This window comes from Actinokineospora sp. (genome assembly GCF_050699995.1).
In the GTDB taxonomy this organism is placed as follows: domain Bacteria; phylum Actinomycetota; class Actinomycetes; order Mycobacteriales; family Pseudonocardiaceae; genus Actinokineospora.
Map to the genome: position 1 here is coordinate 1 of NZ_JBOHGC010000322.1, position 16,972 is coordinate 16,972.

General features: G+C 69.5%; 13 protein-coding genes. 5 read left to right on the forward strand and 8 right to left on the reverse strand.

Features of this window, described 5'->3' with window-relative positions:
• Positions 1–553 (reverse strand): DUF6542 domain-containing protein (locus ACRDSQ_RS15770; RefSeq protein WP_431421941.1); only part of this gene is annotated, 553 nt, incomplete at its 3' end.
• Positions 554–811: 258 nt separating this feature from the next.
• On the reverse strand, positions 812–1,699 hold the full coding sequence (rmuC, locus tag ACRDSQ_RS15775; protein WP_431421986.1) for a DNA recombination protein RmuC: 888 nt from the start codon (positions 1,697–1,699) through the stop codon (positions 812–814).
• A 193-nt stretch (positions 1,700–1,892) separates the two neighbouring features.
• Here rmuC and ACRDSQ_RS15780 point away from each other — a divergent pair, with 193 nt between their 5' ends.
• Together ACRDSQ_RS15780 and ACRDSQ_RS15785 are read left to right on the forward strand one after the other, a co-directional pair.
• On the forward strand, positions 1,893–3,038 hold the full coding sequence (locus ACRDSQ_RS15780) for an exonuclease SbcCD subunit D (RefSeq protein ID WP_431421943.1): 1,146 nt from the start codon (positions 1,893–1,895) through the stop codon (positions 3,036–3,038).
• Entirely contained in the window at positions 3,035–5,959 is a 2,925-nt protein-coding gene (locus tag ACRDSQ_RS15785; protein ID WP_431421945.1) for an AAA family ATPase, read from the forward strand. Before ACRDSQ_RS15780 ends, ACRDSQ_RS15785 begins: the two co-directional genes overlap by 4 nt.
• A 37-nt stretch (positions 5,960–5,996) precedes the next feature.
• On the opposite strand, the gene ACRDSQ_RS15790 is transcribed toward ACRDSQ_RS15785, so the two are convergent.
• Together ACRDSQ_RS15790 and ACRDSQ_RS15795 are read right to left on the reverse strand one after the other, a co-directional pair.
• Complete coding sequence (locus ACRDSQ_RS15790) at positions 5,997–7,484, reverse strand: AlkA N-terminal domain-containing protein (protein WP_431421947.1); 1,488 nt, start codon at positions 7,482–7,484, stop codon at positions 5,997–5,999.
• 121 nt (positions 7,485–7,605) lie between these two features.
• Positions 7,606–10,839, reverse strand: a complete 3,234-nt coding sequence (locus tag ACRDSQ_RS15795; protein ID WP_431421949.1) for a S8 family serine peptidase — start codon at positions 10,837–10,839, stop codon at positions 7,606–7,608.
• A gap of 338 nt (positions 10,840–11,177) precedes the next feature.
• Between ACRDSQ_RS15795 and ychF the strand changes: the two genes are divergently transcribed.
• A complete protein-coding gene (ychF, locus tag ACRDSQ_RS15800; RefSeq protein ID WP_431421951.1) occupies positions 11,178–12,257 on the forward strand; it encodes a redox-regulated ATPase YchF in 1,080 nt (359 codons plus the stop codon).
• A gap of 24 nt (positions 12,258–12,281) precedes the next feature.
• On the opposite strand, the gene ACRDSQ_RS15805 is transcribed toward ychF, so the two are convergent.
• Positions 12,282–12,473, reverse strand: a complete 192-nt coding sequence (locus ACRDSQ_RS15805) for a hypothetical protein (protein ID WP_431421953.1) — start codon at positions 12,471–12,473, stop codon at positions 12,282–12,284.
• Positions 12,474–12,873: 400 nt separating this feature from the next.
• On the opposite strand from ACRDSQ_RS15805, the gene ACRDSQ_RS15810 reads away from it, so the two are divergent.
• Positions 12,874–14,193 carry an XRE family transcriptional regulator gene (locus tag ACRDSQ_RS15810; RefSeq protein ID WP_431421955.1) on the forward strand — a complete coding sequence of 440 codons (1,320 nt, stop codon included), beginning with the start codon at positions 12,874–12,876 and terminating at the stop codon, positions 14,191–14,193.
• Positions 14,190–15,065, forward strand: coding sequence for a phosphotransferase (locus ACRDSQ_RS15815; RefSeq protein WP_431421957.1), 876 nt, complete (start codon positions 14,190–14,192; stop codon positions 15,063–15,065). The genes ACRDSQ_RS15810 and ACRDSQ_RS15815 overlap by 4 nt, the downstream gene beginning before the upstream one ends.
• A 60-nt stretch (positions 15,066–15,125) precedes the next feature.
• Here ACRDSQ_RS15815 and ACRDSQ_RS15820 read toward each other — a convergent pair whose 3' ends face one another.
• The 3 genes from ACRDSQ_RS15820 to ACRDSQ_RS15830 form a co-directional block, all read right to left on the reverse strand.
• A complete protein-coding gene (locus tag ACRDSQ_RS15820) occupies positions 15,126–15,707 on the reverse strand; it encodes a Uma2 family endonuclease (protein ID WP_431421958.1) in 582 nt (193 codons plus the stop codon).
• Positions 15,708–16,000: 293 nt separating this feature from the next.
• Entirely contained in the window at positions 16,001–16,405 is a 405-nt protein-coding gene (locus ACRDSQ_RS15825) for a type II toxin-antitoxin system VapC family toxin (RefSeq protein WP_431421959.1), read from the reverse strand.
• Positions 16,398–16,949, reverse strand: coding sequence for a type II toxin-antitoxin system Phd/YefM family antitoxin (locus ACRDSQ_RS15830; RefSeq protein ID WP_431421961.1), 552 nt, complete (start codon positions 16,947–16,949; stop codon positions 16,398–16,400). The genes ACRDSQ_RS15825 and ACRDSQ_RS15830 overlap by 8 nt, the downstream gene beginning before the upstream one ends.
• Between the last annotated feature and the right edge of the window lie 23 nt (positions 16,950–16,972).

Below are 16,972 nucleotides of genomic sequence, written 5' to 3' on the forward strand. Positions count from 1 at the left end.
GTGCGGGGGCGGCGAACAGGTCCTCGTCGTCGCGCGGGGGTTCCGGGCGGGTGCGGCGGGCGACTGCGGGCTTGGGATCGCCGTCCTCGTCGGTGGCGCTCGGGTCGCGCTGCAGGAACAGGCGGGCGACGCCGATCACGACGACCACGGCGGTGGTGATGCCCATCGTCGGGAAGTTGCTGGTCAGCGGCAGTGCCACGGACAGCAGCTTGCTCCCCTTGCCGGGCGTGTCCGCCCCCAACGCGAGGACCGCCCCGACCGCGGTCACGGCGAAGACCAGCGGTGGCTGCACCATCGGCCCGAACAGGTTGGCCCGCCGAACCAGGCAGACCGCCCCGACACAGCCCAGGACATAGGCGCCCTGGTAGATCTTGCCGAGGGTGTCCTGGATCTGCATATCGATCACAGCGGCCAACAGGGCCAGCCCGAACGCCAACAGCACAGCGCCCCACCACGGCAGTCCACGTGAACTGCCGAAGATCGGACGCTCGTCCCACGCGGGCTCGGCGTGGTCATCATCAAGATCGCTGCGGCGATCGCGAGTCGCGGTCACGTCGGTACACGTTAGTCCGTCGGTGTGGGGTCGCTGTCATCGTTCGCTCATTAGCGGCTCGGGGCGGCCCGACACGTACGCCGTTCGGCCCAATGGCAGTGGGCTGGAGGCCCGATCACGACCGGCCGGCTTGATGATCGTGTCGACGTGATCACAGTCCGATGTGAACTCGGGCCGGTCCGCACGAATCGATCGCCGAAGCCAGGCTGCCCACCACTGCGATCGAGCCGCTGCCCGTGATCGTTCGTGGCCGACTGGTCAGTCGAGCGGTAAGCCCTCGGGCACCTCGTGCCCGTTCACCACCGCTTCCTCGGTTCGGCGGATCGTGGGGATCGGCGTCGGGCTCGCGGAGGCGTCCGTCAGCGGGGTGATCGTGGTCCTGAACTGCTCCAGCGCGTCCAGTTCGCGCCTGCGGGCCGACAGGAAACGCTGGAGGTGGGTGCTGGACAGGTTGACCGCGTCGACCGCCATGCCCGCCGACCGGTGCGCGGAGGCGGCTCGGGCGCGGACCGTGGCGACGTCGTCGGCGATCGCTCGTTCGGTGGCGGCGAACAGGGCCGCGGAGGCGATCACGGCGAAGCCGGTGGGGCCGCACAGGAACACCCGGCGGTCCAGCAGCCAGCGCAGGAGGGTGGGGTCGGTGTCCAACGCGGCGACGACGGCGGCGTCCGAGGGGACGAACATGATCGTGCCGTAGATGGCGTCCGCCCACCGCTGGTAGCCCTTGCCCGCCAACTCGGCGGCGCGCGACCGAATGTTGCGGACGTGCACGCGCAGGGCGTCGAGGCGTTCCTCGGCGTCGTCGGTGTCGACGGCCTCGGCCCAGGTGGCGAGGCTCATCTTCGAGTCGACCGGGACCCGGCGCTCGTCGCCCACCAGCAGCAACAGGTCGGGACGGGCGGCGCCGCCACCCGCGACATCCGTCTGGACCGTGAAGTGGATGCCCTCGCGCAGACCTAAAGCGCGCGCGGTCTCCACGAGGACCTGCTCACCCAGTTCCCCGCGGCCGCTGATCGATGCGAACGCCACCTCGTAGCGCCGTAACGCAGCCTGGTGCGAGTCCGTCCGGCGCCGCTCCGCCTCGACTTCGGCACGTGCGGCGTCGGTTCGGCGGACGCTGTCGGAGTACAGCCGCCAGAACAGCATCGCGGCGGCGGCGAGCAGCAGGACGAGCACCGCGGCGACGGTGCCGAGCACGGCGGTCACGGGTGGGTCCTCTCCGGTGGGAAACGCGTGCAGGAAATCTTTACCCCATACCACCGACAGAACCAGCGTCGAACGAGCGTTCGACCGGCGTGGCTCCCCCGATCGGGGGCATCGGGGCTCTAACTTGGCTGGCATGCGGGTGCTGCACACCTCCGACTGGCATGTGGGCCGCACATTCCACGGCCGAGACCTGCTCGCCGAGCAGGAGACGGTGCTCACCGGCCTGGCCGACATCGTGACCGACGACCGGGTCGACGTGGTCGTGGTGTCCGGCGACCTCTACGACCGCGCCGTCCCCTCCGCCGAAGCCGCGGTCGTCTGCGCCCGCGCCCTGCGCCGGATCTCCGAGGCGGGCGCGCGAATCATCGTCACGCCGGGCAACCACGACTCCGGACCCCGGCTCGGCGCTTTCGGCGAGTTCACCGCGGCGGGCGGCCTCTACCTGCGCACCGCGGTCTCCGATCTCGACCGCCCCGTGGTGATCGACGACCAGCACGGCCCGGTCGCGTTCTACGGCATCCCCTACCTGGAACCGGAAGTCGCCCGCCAAGGCCTCGGGCTGCCCGGCCTGCGCACCCACGCCGACGTCCTCGGCGAAGCCATGCGACGAGTCCGGGACGATCTGGCCAGACGCCCCGGAACCCGTTCCATGGTCCTCGCGCACGCGTTCGTCACCGGCGGCGAGGTCAGCGACTCCGAGCGGACGATCGCGGTCGGCGGCGTGCCGCACGTGCCGGGCGGGGTGTTCAGCGGTGTCGACTACGCCGCCCTCGGCCACCTGCACGGCCCGCAAACGCTTGCGAACCACCTGCGCTACTCCGGCAGCCCCATGGCGTACTCGTTTTCCGAGGCCCGCCACCACAAGTCGGTCTGGCTGGTCGACCTGCACCAAGACGGCCTGGCCGCCGTCGAACGCCGCACCCTGCCGGTCCCACGCGAGCTGGCCGTGATCAGCGGCGAACTGGCCGATGTCCTGGTGGACCCGGCGAACAACGTCCACGAGGACAAGTTCCTCTCCGTCGAACTGACCGACCAGGTCCGCCCTCTCGACGCCATGCGCAGGCTGCAGGCCCGCTTCCCGCACGCCGTGCACCTCGAATGGCGGCCCGCGGGCGGCCACCAGCGCCCCCAGCGCTACCCGGAGCTGTCGCAGCGCCGCGACGACGCCGAGGTCGCCTGCTGCTTCGTCACCGACACCAGAGGCGCCGAGCCCACCGAGACCGAGCGCGGACTGCTGCGCGAGGCGCTGGCCGCCGTCGCCGGGAAGGAGCCGGAGTGAGGCTGCACCGGCTGGAAGTCACCGCGTTCGGCCCCTACCCCGGACATGAGGTCGTCGACTTCGACGTGCTCGGCGCCGACGGCCTGTTCCTGCTCCACGGCGACACCGGCGCGGGCAAGACGACACTGCTCGACGCGGTCGCGTTCGCGCTCTTCGGCGCTGTCCCCGGTGTGCGTGACCAGGCCAAGCGCTTGCGCTGCGACAACGCCGACCCGGACGTGCACACCGAGGTCGTGCTGGAGCTGACCGTGCAGTCGCACCGGATGCGCATCGTCCGCAGCCCTGAGTACCTGCGGCCGAAGCGGCGCGGCGGCGGGATGACCAAGCAGCAGGCGCGGGCCGTGCTCACCTGGGTTTTCGCCTCGCCGAGCGGCTATCCGGCCGAAGGCGTGTCCCGGATCGACGAGGTCGCACGCACGGTCCAGGGGTTGCTGGGGATGACCAAGGACCAGTTCTTCCAGGTCGTCCTGCTGCCGCAGAACGACTTCGCGACTTTCCTGCGCGCCGACACCGGCGAGCGGGAGAAGCTGCTGGAGAAGCTGTTCGGCACCGAGCACTTCCAGCGCGTCGAGGATTGGTTCAAGGACCACCGCGCCCAGCGCCGCCGTGAGCTCGACGCCGCGAGCGTGTCGGTGGACGCGCTGGTCGCCCGCATCGCCCAGGAATCCGGCGACGAGCCCGAGGAAGCGAACGAGCAGTGGCTGTCGGGGCTGACCGCCGCGCTCGCGACGGCGACCGACGAAGCCCTTGCCGCGCAACAGGAAGCCAACCGGCAGCGCGAGCTTGCCGACGAGGTTCTCGCGGAGGGGCGCGCCGCCGCCGAGCGGGTGGGCCAGGTTCGGGAAGCGACCGACGCGCTGGCCGAGCTGGCTCGCGACGACCGTGCGGCCTGGCGGGCAGAGCTGGCGGCCGCTCGCCGCGCGGTGCCGGTTGTGGCCGTCGCCGACGAGCTGCGCCGGGCGGAGAACGCGGCGACCACGGATGAGCGCACGGAACGCCGATACGTTGGTGCGGCGGAGGAACTCGGATATACGGGCACCGACGCGCGGGCCGACGCGACGAAGCTCCGCGAGGAGGCGGGCGCTCTCACCGGGCTGGTCGCGGAGTCCGACCGGCAACGCGAAGACCAGGCCCGCATCGCCCAACTCGACGACCTTCTCGACGCGGCTGAACACGAATCCGCCACCCTCGCGGACCGCGTCGCGGAACTGCCTGTCCAGATCACCGAAACCCGCGGATGCCTCGCCGAGGCGGCGCGGGCGCGAGCGAGCCTCGACGGCCTCAAGGCCCGCCGGGGCGAGACGGCCACCGCGGTCCGACACGCGAAAGCCTTGCCCACGGCGGAATCGGACCTGGCCGCGGCAGCCAACGCGAACGCCAAGGCCGTCGAGGACCACCAGAACGCACGCGAGCACCTCCTGGATCTGCGGCAGCGCAGGCTCGACGGGATGGCCGCCGAACTCGCCGCGAGCCTGGCACCGGGGGAGTCATGCCCGGTGTGCGGATCGGCGGAGCACCCGATGCCCGCCCATGCGGTCGGGCCGCTGGTCACCGCGGACGACGAGCGGGCCGCGCAGGCCGAGGAACAGCGCAGGTTGAAGGCGCGGGAGAACGTTGCCGCCGCGTTCAAGCAGGCACAGCATGTCGTCGACGGACTCCGTGAGCGCCTCACCGGCTGGAGCGATCCGGAAGCCGACGACGCGCGAGCCATGGCCGAGTTGGACAAGGCTGTGGCCCTGGCAGGCCGCCACGACCGGATCAGCCGGACGCTGCTCGACCTTGAGGCCGAAGCCGAGCGCGTCCGGTCGAGAATCGCCACACTGCAACAGGAAACCGTGGCGCGCGGCACCGAACGCACCGCGCTCGTAGCCGCCGTGGAGGAACGTGGCCTCCGGCTCGACATCGCCAGGGGAAGCTTCCCGAGCGTGGCCGACCGCAGGCGACACGTCGCCGACCTGGCCCAGGCGCTCGACGCGTTGTCCGATGCACGCGCCCACGCCGCGACAGCGCGCACGCGGGTGGCCGAGCAACGCGAGATTCTTGTCGACGCGGTGGCCAAGGCGGGCTTCGTCGACGTGACCGAAGCGTTGGACGCTGCGCGCGCCGAGAACGTCATCGCCAAGCTGGCGCACCAGATCGGCGAGGCGGACCAGCAGGAAGCCAGATTCCGCGGCGTTCTGGACGATCTGGCCGCCACCGATCCCACCGAGGAAGTCGATCTCGACACGCTGCTTGTCCAGGCGCGAACCGCCCGTGAGGACGCGGAGAACGCCGTGGCATCAGCACAAACAGCTGCCCGCCGGGCTGACCAGGTGGCGAAGCTGGCGGACCGTCTGCGCGCGGTGTGGGCTGACCTGGCGCCGATGCGTGCGGAGTTCGAGGAGCTGGACGCGTTGACCGATGTGGTCAACGGGCGCGGGCAGAACACCAGTCGGATGTCGTTGCGGTCGTACGTGTTGGCGGCGCGGCTGGCTGAGGTCGCCGTGGCGGCGAGTGAGCGGCTGCGGCGGATGACTCAGGGGCGGTTCTCGTTCGTGCACAGCGATGCGGCTGGATCGCATGGGAAGCGCGGCGGGTTGGGGCTCGACGTGCTTGACGACTTCTCCGGGCAGACCCGGTCCACGAAGACCCTGTCCGGTGGGGAGTCCTTTGTGGCCTCATTGTCGTTGGCGCTCGGGCTGGCCGACGTGGTGGCCGCGGAGACTGGTGGGGCGCTGCTGGACACGCTGTTCGTTGATGAGGGCTTTGGGATGCTTGACGCGCCCACGCTTGATGACGTGATGGGGATATTGGACGAGCTTCGGGCTGGTGGGCGGGTAGTGGGGTTGGTGTCGCATGTGGAGGAGTTGCGGCAGCGGATTCCTGTGCGGTTGCGGGTTCGGAAGTCTCGTAGTGGTTCCACGTTGGAGATGACTGCCTAGCAGGCTCGGCGCCGGCTCGTGATGCCTGCTTGTGTGTCTACTGTGGACTTTGTGCCTTGGTGGCTGTTGCCGTCGCCGTGGCGGCACGCCAGAGGTGCATGCCGGCGTAGGAGCGCCAGGGTTGCCAGGCTCGGGCGTGGTCGGACAGGGCCTCGGCGGTGGGTGGCAGGCCTAGGGCCGCGGCGCCGTTGCGTTGGGCTATGTCTTGTGGCAGCAGGACATCCGGGTCGCCGAGTAGGCGCATCGTCACGTAGCCCGCGGTCCACGGGCCGATTCCGGTGAACGTTCGCAATCGGGCCTGCAGGGTGTCGGCGTCGACGCCGACGTGGAGGTCCAAGTCGCCCGCCGCGATCGCCTCGCATACCGCGCGCAGTGTCTGGGTTCGTCTCGTCGGGCCTGCCAGTACGTCGCCCGCGTGTTCGGCGATGGCTTCGGCCGTGGGGAACAGGGTCGTCAGGTCGCCGTCCGGTGTGGCGAGTCGTTCGCCGAGGGCGTCGGTCAGGCGCTGTGCCGCGGCGCGTGCGGTGGCGATGCTGACTTGTTGGCCAAGAAGGGCTCGCACCACCGTCTCCACGCCGTCGACGCTGCCGGGGACTCGGATGCCCGGGGTGCGCGCCACCGAATCGGCCAGGGCCGGGTCGGCCGCGAGGACCTCGTCGATGGCCAGGGGGTCGGCGTCCAGGTCCAGGAGCCTGCGCAGTCGGGCGACAGCCGAGCCGAGGTCGCGCATGTCCGTCAGGCGCAGCGTGCACTCGACGTGCCCGTTCCCGTTGCGCATCGACGCCGTGGCCGGGCCGTTGGCCAGGCGCAAGGTGCGTGAATAGCTGTCGGCCGAAGCGGTTTCCAGGCCTGGGATCGCCCGTGCGGCAAGGAAACCGAGCACACCCGCCGCGTCGAACGGTTCGCGGACGGCCAGGCGCAGGGTGACCCGGCCCGGGGTGGGCTGGGTGCGGCGAGCGGACCGCTTCGCCGCCATGCGTAGTTGGGTCGGTGTCGTGGCGAAGACGGTGCGGATGGTGTCGTTGAACTGCCGGACGCTGGCGAAGCCCGCGGCGAACGCGATGTCGGCCACCGACAGGGCCGTCGTCTCGATAAGCAGCCGCGCCGAGTGGGCGCGGTGCGCCCTGGCCAGTGCCAGGGGGCCCGCACCGAGTTCGGTGGTCAGCACGCGGGTCAGGTGTCGCTCGGAGTAGCCCAGCCTGCGGGCCAGGCCGGTGACCCCATCGCGCTCGACGACGCCGTCGGAGATCAGCCGCATCGCCCGGCCGGCCAGGTCGGCGCGCAGATTCCACTCGGGCGAGCCGGGCACCGCGTCGGGCAGACAGCGGCGGCAAGCGCGGTAGCCGGCGATCTGCGCGGCGGCCGCGGTGGCGAAGAATTCGACATTGCGCCGCTTCGGTGTCGACGCCGGGCAGGAGGGCCTGCAGTAGATCCCGGTCGTGCGGACGGCGAGGATGAACTGGCCGTCGAACCGCGAGTCGCGGGCGGCGACGGCGCGGTACCGCTGTTCTGGATCTTTCAGCACCAGACCATGTTGCCGGCGCCGCCGGGAACCGTCTGGCAGAAATCAGACACGTCGATGCCCCGCGAGAACCAAAGCGGGGACCTGCGTGCCGGCAGGTCCCCGCTTTGTTGTCGATCAGGTGTTACGAAACAGCCTGGATCACGACGTCACCGGCACCGACGAGAACGTTCGCGTCAGTGCGCACCTCGACGCTGCCGAGGAGCACGCGGTCGGCGGCGGGCGCCGCGTTGGCGGTCACCGTGGCCGGAGCGGTCCACTCGCCACCCGCGGCGCGGGCGGCGTTGGCGTCGGTCACCGCGATGGCGCCGAACGCCGGGTTCGCGAACACGTCCAGGTAGCTGAACGTGGTCGTGCCCGCGGGAACCGCGTAGCCCTGCACGAGGACGACCCACTGACCGGCGGCCGGGTTGGTGACCCGGACCTCTTCCTCGGAGTCACCGTCGGCCGACTGGCCGGCGAGAACACAGGAACCGCTGGTGCAGTTGAGCAGGAAGAGGTCGAGGTCGGCGCCCGCGTCGGACGTGGAGCCGATCTTGACCCGCAGCGAGGTCGATCCCGGCGTGACCGTGATCGGGTACTGCTGCTCCTCCTGGTCGGCGATGCTCGGCGTCGCCTGCTTGGCGCTGCCCAGCGAGGTGCCCACCGCGCGGCCGTTGAACGCCCCGAGGAGGTTCTTCAGCGTGTACGAGCGGTCGATCGCGACACCGGTGGTGGCGGTCGGGATCACGTCCGGGCTGGGCGTGACCGACGCGCCGAGGACGGACGCGGTCAGGGTGAACGGGGCGGAGGCGGCGTCGGAGGTACGACGAGCCTCGACCACGACCTCCCAGACACCGGCCTGCGGGTTGGCCATCGAGCGGCTGGTGGGGCTGCCCGCCGCACAGCTGCCGCCCGGGACGACCGGCGGGTTGTAGCAGCTCAGCGAAGAGTTGGCCTCGCTGCCGACGCCGTACGGGTGGAAGCGCAGGAAGCGGATCTGGCCCGCGCCCGCGGTGGTGCCGCCGCCCTGCAGGTCGACCTTGAAGGCGGGGGTGCCGGGCGCGACGTTGAAGAAGAAGCTCTTCGACTCGTTGCGTCCGAGCTGCCCGCCCTTGGTCACGGTGAAGTTGTTCTCCGCGGTGAACTGCTCGGCCGCGACGACCGCGTTCATCGTCTGCAGCTCGATACCCGACGTCATCGGGCTGTCCAGGTTCAGGATCGCCGAGTGCAAGCCGGTGGAGGTCGGCTTGATGTTGACCTTGAACTTGACCGCGCTGTTCTTGGGCAGCGTGACCGAGTTCGCCGACGTGAACGTGCCGTCGTTGCCGTTCCACTTCACCTTGTAGGTGACCGGGGAGTCCGGGCCGGTGGTGCGGGTGAGGGTGTACTCGCGGGTGTAGCTGTCACCCACCTTGACGCCCTCACGGTCGTTGATGCCGACGCCGACGCCCGGGGTCTTGAGGAACTGCGACAGGGCCGTGCGAACCGGGACGGCGGTAGTGATGTCCGTGCGGCTCGGGTTGGACTTGAGGACGTTCCATGCCCGGATCGTGTCGATCAGGCCGGTGCCCTGCTCGTAGGCGCCCAGGTTGCTCAGGTGGCGCGCCGACGACTGGAAGGCGGTGCGGATCTGGTCGGCCTTGTGCGAGATGCCCTTGGCCTTGGCCGCGCTCACCAGCAGCGCGGCGGAACCGGCTGCCTGCGGGGAGGCCATCGACGTGCCGTTGAACTGCGCGTAGCCAGGGGGCAGGAAGTAGGTGCCCGCGACCGGCTGGCCGTTCTGCCACGTCGGCACGGTGGAGATCGCCGAGCCGGGCGCGACGATGTTCGGCTTGAAGCCGCCGTGCTCAGCCGGGCCGCGCGAGGAGAAGCCGTGCAGCGACTCGGCGACACCGAGGTCGGACCCGTAGTTGCTCTGCCAGGTCGCCTTGGTGATGTACGAGCCGACGGAGAGGACCTTGGAGGCGACCGACGGGTCGCCGACGGTGTTCGAGCCCGCGCCGGAGTTGCCCGCGGAGATGAACATCTGCACGTTGTACGTGTCGATGATGCGGTCGTAGAGCTCGGCGCGGGCGTTGTTGCCGTCGTTGAGCGCCGGAAGGCCGCCGACCGACATGTTGATCACGTCGACCTTGGCGTCGCGGGCCGCGTAGATCATCGACTCGATCAGCGCGGTGTTGGTGCAGCCGCTGACGAAGAGGCAGACCCGCAGCGAGACGAGCTTGGCGCCGGGGGCGGCGCCGTTCATCGTGCCGCCGAAGAGGCGGTTGCCCGCGACGATGCCCGCGACGTGCGAGCCGTGCGCGCCGGAGACGATGCCGATGTTGACGGCGTCGTTGGCGGGGTTGGTCTGCACGACGAACTTCATCGACTCGCGCACCGCGGTGGCCGGGTTGTCCGTGCCGAAGGTGCCGATGTCGTACTTGACCTTGTAGTCGGTCATCGCGGCGTTGTTCGCGAAGGACTTGTCCTGGTCGGCGTCGACCCAGACGGTCCCGGTGGCCGGGTTCCAGGCCACACCGAACTTGCCGTTGCTGCCCGCCGGGTTGCCGTCGCGGTTGACGTCGCTGCCGACCTCGCCGCCCAGGCGCGCGTCGCGCTCGTTGAACTCGGCGAAGCGGACCTCGGCCTCAGCCGGGAGACCCACGCTCGCGCCGGTGACCTTGTTGGTCATCAGCAGCCAGGTCGGGTCGTTGTCGGCGTTGACGCCGTTGACGAACTTCGGGTCCGTCGAGGTGACCCAGTCGGTGATCTTGCGCTCACCGGTGCTGGTGGTGTTCAGCGACGCGTGGTCGAGGTCCACACCGCTGTCCACGATCGCCACGGTCGTGCCGCGGCCGTCCCAGGTGGGGTGCTCGTTGACGAACTGGGCCGCGTTGGTGTCCGTGGTCGGCATGTACGGGTTGGCCAGCGGCGTCGAGGGCCCGGGGGCGGGCTGCGGCGTCGGGTCCACGTAGCCGGTCGGCCGCGGGTCGGGAAGCGGAGTGTTCTCCTCGAGGTCCAGGGCGCGGACGCCGGACAGCTCGGCGATCTTCTTCACCTGGTCCGTGGCGATCTCGGCCCGAACGTAGCCGAGCTCGTCGGCGCGGTAGTCGACCTTCACGCCCGCCTGCTCAAGCTGGTGGACCTTGCCCGCGCCGTCGCCCTTCTTGGTGGCGATCAGGACGGTGACGGTCTTCTTGCCCTCGCGCTCGGCGGTGGCGAGCAGTTCCTGGTCGTGCTTGTCGAGACCCGCGGGGGCCTCGTCGGCCGGACCCTGGGGGGTCGGGGCCGCGCCGGCACTCGGGACAGTGGCCAGCATGGTGCCAACGACCGCGGTCGCGGCCGCCAAGCCGAGGGCGATCCGGCCACGCCGGCGCCATTCGGGTTGAATCATCCGACTTCCTTCTTCCTCAGCAGGGTGAGCTGGGTGGCGCCTGGCACTCCGGTAGGCGGAGGACAGCAGGGCGCTCACGGAGTGTTGTTGAGGCCCCCCGCCCTGACTAGCGTCCATCTGGGCTAATCCTCACCAATCAGGGTGGACACAATGCACAGGCTGTGCGTCTATCGCTGGTTGTAGTCACTCTGTTACCCAGCCAATAGCCTCTGACGTGCGTACATATGTCCTACGACACTCACCACTGAGTAACTGACTGAGGTGCGAAGTGTTCGTAACTATTTGGTGCACGGGCGGCGGCGGGGATCTCCCCGAATGGTGTCCGTAGACTGCCGGGCGTGAGTTTGACCCTCGGGATCGTCGGCCTGCCCAACGTCGGCAAGTCCACCCTTTTCAACGCCCTGACGAACAACGACGTGCTCGCCGCGAACTACCCGTTCGCGACCATCGAGCCCAACGTCGGCATCGTCGCCCTGCCCGACCCTCGCCTGGGGAAGCTGGCGGAGATCTTCGGCAGCGAGCGCATCGTGCCCGCGGTGGTGTCGTTCGTCGACATCGCGGGCATCGTGAAGGGCGCGTCGGAGGGAGCGGGGCTGGGCAACAAGTTCCTCGCGAACATCCGTGAGGCCAACGCGATCTGCCAGGTCATCCGCGTGTTCGACGACCCCGATGTGGTGCACGTCGACGGCAAGGTCGACCCGCTGTCGGACATCGAGACGATCAACACCGAGCTGATCCTCGCCGACCTGCAGACCCTCGACAAGGCGGTCGTGCGGCTGGAGAAGGAGGCCCGCGTCCGCAAGGAGGCGCGTCCCGCGGCCGAGGCCGCGCTCAAGGCCAAGGAAATCCTCGACGGCGGCCGCACCCTGTTCGCCGCGCAGTCCGAAGTGGACATCTCACTGCTGCGTGAGCTGAGCCTGCTCACCACCAAGCCGTTCCTGTACGTGTTCAACGCCGACGAGGGCGTCCTGATGGACACCGCCCGCCGCGAGGAGCTGACCAAGCTGGTCGCCCCCGCCGACGCGGTGTTCCTCGACGCGAAGGTCGAGGCGGAACTGCTGGAACTCGACGACGAGTCCACTTTGGAGCTGCTGGAGTCGGTCGGCCAGACCGAACCCGGCCTCAACGCCCTGGCGCGGGCGGGTTTCCACACCCTGGGCCTGCAGACCTACCTGACGGCGGGCCCGAAAGAGTCCCGAGCCTGGACGGTCCCCCAGGGTGCCACGGCCCCCCAGGCGGCGGGTGTCATCCACACCGACTTCGAGCGGGGTTTCATCAAGGCCGAGGTTGTCTCGTTCGCCGACCTGGTCGAGACGGGTTCGATGGCGGCGGCGAAGGCGGCGGGCAAGGTCCGCATCGAGGGCAAGGACTACACCATGGTCGACGGCGACGTGGTCGAGTTCCGCTTCAACGTCTGAGACGCGCTCCAAGCCTCACTGTGCTTACTCCGCCGGCTTGAACCATCGAAGTCGCAGTTCATACAGGTGGTAGGCGGTGTCGGCGAGGATCGTCAGCAGCGCGTCGACCTGTTCGACGGTGAGGTCTTCGCGCACGATGGCCGCCGCCACCTTGGGTGCTTTCGCCCCGAGCGCGGCGAGCACCTTGGCCACGTCGGTGTCCTCCAGCCCGATCACCCGGCGCCACCGTGGACGCTGGCCCGGGCGGGCCAACGTGTGCTCGGCTGCGGCCGGTGTCGGGCCGAAGCAGTAGGTCAGGCAGGCAGTGCACCGAACGTGGGTGCGCGGCGGATCGGGTATCGGGGGCGGTGGGGGCGTTGTCATCCACCGCCACGTCAAGTCGCGGTGGGTCACGCCGCCCTCGTGGTGGTGCTCGAAAGGCGCGGCGCGGCTTCGGCAAGGACAGCGGCGATGGCCTGCGCTGCGGCTGTGCCGAAGTAGGCGAGGACGGCGGTCACGGTCTCAGCGTGGGCTGGTCTGGGCTGTGGCGGAAGCGCGGATCACGGGGCATCCGGGAGCAGGGCGGGGCAGATCGACAACCACTGACGCTCTGGGTTGATCCGGCTACCCTTGGCGGGTGCCCGAGGCCAACGCCCAGCGCCGCGCCGCCCGTGAACGCACCCACTCGCGGCGGGTGCCTGGTGAGCCGATGAGCAGGGCCGAACTGGCCGAGGCGGTCAACAACTGGCTGTGGGACAACACGCGCAAACGCTTCGACCTCGACGCGCGTGCCGTGGCGCGGTGGGAACGGGGAGCGGTGCGCCGGCCCGGCGCGCACTATCGGGCGGCGCTGCGGCACGTGCTCGGCGCGGCGGATGACGCGGCGCTCGGGTTCCATCGCGCAACCTCGCCCGCGAGAACGGGCAAGGTCGTGTCAGCGAGACTGTGCGCTGACCGGGTGATGCCGGGTTGCGTCGAACTCGGGGGCAGCCCATCGGAGTTCGCGGCCCAACTGGCGTTGGAAACGCCCGTCCCCGCGCGGCTTGGAAACACCGAGGTCGCCCAGGTTCGCGCCGCGACAGCGGCGTTGGCCACGTCGGAGAACTTGTTTGGCGGCGGTATGTCCAGTGAGGCCGCGGCGGCGCAACTGCGCTGGGCGACTCGCCTCCTCGACGCACAGGCACCGGCTCGCGTACGGGCAGCGTTGCTGGAAGCCGTGGGCAATCTTGCCGGAGTCGTCGCGTTCTCCGCCTTCGACGTCGGCGACCAACTCGCCGCCGCGCGCTGCTTCCCCTTGGCCCTGTGGTGCGCCGACGAGAGCGGCTCGTGGGAGCTGCGGGCCGCGACCCTCGCCGACATGGCCAGACAGGCGCTACACCTGGGGCGGGCCGACGATGCGCTGTCGCTGGTCGAGTTCGCCCAGGTCCGCGCAGACCGACTTACCTCCACCACCAGGGCGATGCTGGCGACCGTGCGAGCCAGAACGCTGGCCGCTCTTGATCGGCCGACGGAAGCGCTGGCTGAGATGGCGCGCGCCGACTCGTACTTTACCGACAGCGACCCGGCGCAGGCCCCACCCTGGATGACCTACTACGACCAGGCCGAGCACCTGGGCAGCAGCGCGCGCGTGTTCGTGCCGCTGGCGCTCGTCCAGGGGAAACCGGGGGAGGCCGCAGCGAGGCTGACGGCCGCGATCGATCTGCACAGCGACCACTACCCGCGCTCCCGTGCCTTCTCCCGCACGCGGTTGGCGACGCTCACGATGAGCGTCGGCGACCCGTGCGAGGCTGCCGCGATCGGGCGGATCGCGATTACTGAGACGGCGGGGCTGCACTCCGACCGTGTGAGAAGCGAGCTGCGCGCCCTCCATCGGGCTGCGGTCGATCACGGGTCGATCCCCGGGGTGGCCGACCTGGCGCACGACTTGGCGCGCGCCACGACCGTGGCGAGGCAATGAACGGGCCGCTGTACGACGTCCTCACGGCAGCGGGCGAAATAGCTGGGATCGACACGGCCGGGGCGGCGCTCATCCGCGATGGCGGCAACGTGATCTACCGGCTGGCTGGCGGGGTGGTGGCCAGGATTGGCCGCGAGGGCGGCGAGCACGCGGCCGCAACCGGCGTGCACGCGGCCCGATGGCTGGCCGCGCACGACGTGCGTGTCGTGACGCCGCTGCCCGGTCTCGACCAACCCACAGTCGTGGACAGGTGGCCAGTCACCTGGTGGGTCCAGCTTGCCGCGCACCGTCACGCCACACCCGACGAATTGGGAGCGACCCTGCGCCAAGTGCACTCCGTGGACCCGGCCACCCCGAACTGTGCGGACGAACTGGACCCGTTCGACGGGATCACGTACCGAATCGCGAACGCACCCCAGTTGGCCGCCGAGGACCACCACTGGCTGACCGAGCACCTTTCGCTGCTCCGCGCCGACTATGCCGCCCTACCGCCAGGTCTATCGCGCCGGATGATCCACGGCGATGCCTGGCAGGGCAACGTCGTCGTCCCCGACGGAGGCGAGCCGACCGTGCTCGACCTTGACCACGCCAGCCTCGGCCCACCGGAATGGGATCTCGTGCCCCTGGCCGTCGATCACACCGACTTCGCCCGCATCTCAGCGGCGGACTACCAGTCCTTTGTCGACGCCTATGGCCACGACGTCACGACGTGGCCGGGATACCGCACGCTTGCGGCGATCCGCGAACTGGGCTGGACCGCCTTCGCCCTCAGCAAGGCTGGTGCCTGCCGCGCGGCGGCGACAGAAGCCCACCACCGGATCGCCTGCCTGCGGGGGCAGGTTCCCCGGCCGTGGACATGGGCAGCGTTGTGATCCAGCGTGGCGACGATCGGAGGCAGGATGCTGCACGAATGGATCAACGCAAGCTGTGGATCAGTGGTCGCCGCCTGAGGTGAGCGTGTCCAGGTCGATGATGATCTCGAACGGCACCGGTCGCCGTAGCGACCGCCGGAAGATGCCCGCAGGCGCGTACATCCCCGTCGGGGGATCCAGTTCGTAGACATGGACGACAGGCGCACCGCCCTCGTCCTCGATGCACCAGTAGTGCTGAATGCCCGCCTCCGCGTATTTCCGCAGCTTGACCGTTCGGTCGCGGTGCGCGGATTCAGGCGAAACGACCTCCACCACGAGTACGACCTGTTCGGGAGCGAACCAGGTGCGGTTTGGATCGTAGGTCGCCGTCGTCGCCACCAGATCGGGTTCGGGGCGGTTCCGCGCATCGAGGCGGATGGTCATCTCCCGCTCGACCTCGATATTGTCCGGCGCTTGTGCCATCAGCGTCGTGGTCAAGAAGGTGACGAGTCGGCCATGCCAGGACCGCTGTGGCGACATCATGAAGACAAGAGCTCCATCGATCAGTTCGGTGTGGCGCGGCGCCTCCGGCAGGCGGTCCAAATCCTCCGCGAACCAGCCTTCCTCGCGTGGAGGGTGCATCCAGTCGGGTAGCGCGGTCATGTCTCAACGGTAGCGACTCGGGCTGGTCCGGGCCACGAAGACGCCTTGGTGGCCCGGTCTCGAAACGAAACCTTGCCCGAGCGACGATCGAGTTCCGCTTCACCATCAATATCGGCCGCCGGTGTGTCCGTGCCCAAGTTGTCGGCTGAGACCGGCGAGGGAGGTGCCCGGCTTCGTGTGCTGTCACATGCGGGCCGGGAGCCCTGTGGCCAAACTTCTGTTGCCCCACAGCTGGATTCGGACATCGCCTAGCTTGTCGCTGGAGCACGTCGGCAGTCGGTGGGCTTGCAGGCTCAGATTCCGACGACCGTCAGCATGTCTTCGAGGCCGATGAAGTCGCTTTGGTTGCGGGTATAGAGAGGTAGTCCCCGCGCCGAGGCGATCGCGGCGATCATCAGATCCATGCGCCGCGGTCGCGGGTCGCGGTTGGCCAACATGGTCAGGGCGACCAGCGTCCCGTATCTGGTCGCCGCGTCGCCGTCGAACGGCAGCGGGTCGAACTCGGTGATCGCGGCGCCCAGTAGTTCGGTGCGGGCCGCTCGGATCACTGGGTTCTTGGCCATAGCGATGCCTTGGTGCAGTTCGGCCATGGTCACCGCGGTGATCTCCGGTGTCATCGGCAGCAGCGCAGCATCGAGCGTCGCGAGGTCGATGTAAGTACAGGTGTCCAGCACACCCGATTTTGGGCGGTCAGTCACGAGGGCGATCCCAAGGATCGTCCTCGCCGACCCGGTCTTCGGACCCGAAGAAGGCATCGGCTTCGTCCCGCATCCGCGCGTGATCCACACGAGGCAGCCTGCGGTGACGTTCGACCAGTTCCTCCGCGCTCAGCCGGCGCCTGGGATTCAGCGGTCGAAGTTCGGCCACCTCCACGCCGTTGCGGGTCACATGAAACGTCTCGCCTGCTTCGACCGCGTCCATGACAGCGGCGGAGCTGTTGCGGAACTCCCGTTGACTGATGACCTTCACACCGCAAGAGTGTAGCGCGCCGTAGCGCATGACGCCACGGCGAGGTCGGGCCGCCAATCCTTCTCTCCCCGGGCACCCGTGCGTCGAGCAGGCGTCGCACTGGACGTTGGGTGTGGACACCGTGGGCCGCATCGAACGCGGCGAGCGACGCACCACCCGCCCGGCCACCGAATCCGCGATCTTCGGCCGCGGGTCGCCGCACTCCAGCGCGTGGATCAGGTTGTCCGCCAAGTCGACGCTGAACACGCCCTCCGCTCGTCCGCTGCTTGACAACAACGGTAATGTAGGTACGTAGC

Bases quoted from the DNA above. Each gene is read 5' to 3' on its own strand.
- rmuC (WP_431421986.1), bottom strand. From the start codon at position 1,699: ATGCTGTTCTGGCGGCTGTACTCCGACAGCGTCCGCCGAACCGACGCC.
- ACRDSQ_RS15780 (WP_431421943.1), top strand. From the start codon at position 1,893: ATGCGGGTGCTGCACACCTCCGACTGGCATGTGGGCCGCACATTCCAC.
- ACRDSQ_RS15795 (WP_431421949.1), bottom strand. From the start codon at position 10,839: ATGATTCAACCCGAATGGCGCCGGCGTGGCCGGATCGCCCTCGGCTTG.
- ACRDSQ_RS15815 (WP_431421957.1), top strand. From the start codon at position 14,190: ATGAACGGGCCGCTGTACGACGTCCTCACGGCAGCGGGCGAAATAGCT.
- ACRDSQ_RS15820 (WP_431421958.1), bottom strand. From the start codon at position 15,707: ATGACCGCGCTACCCGACTGGATGCACCCTCCACGCGAGGAAGGCTGG.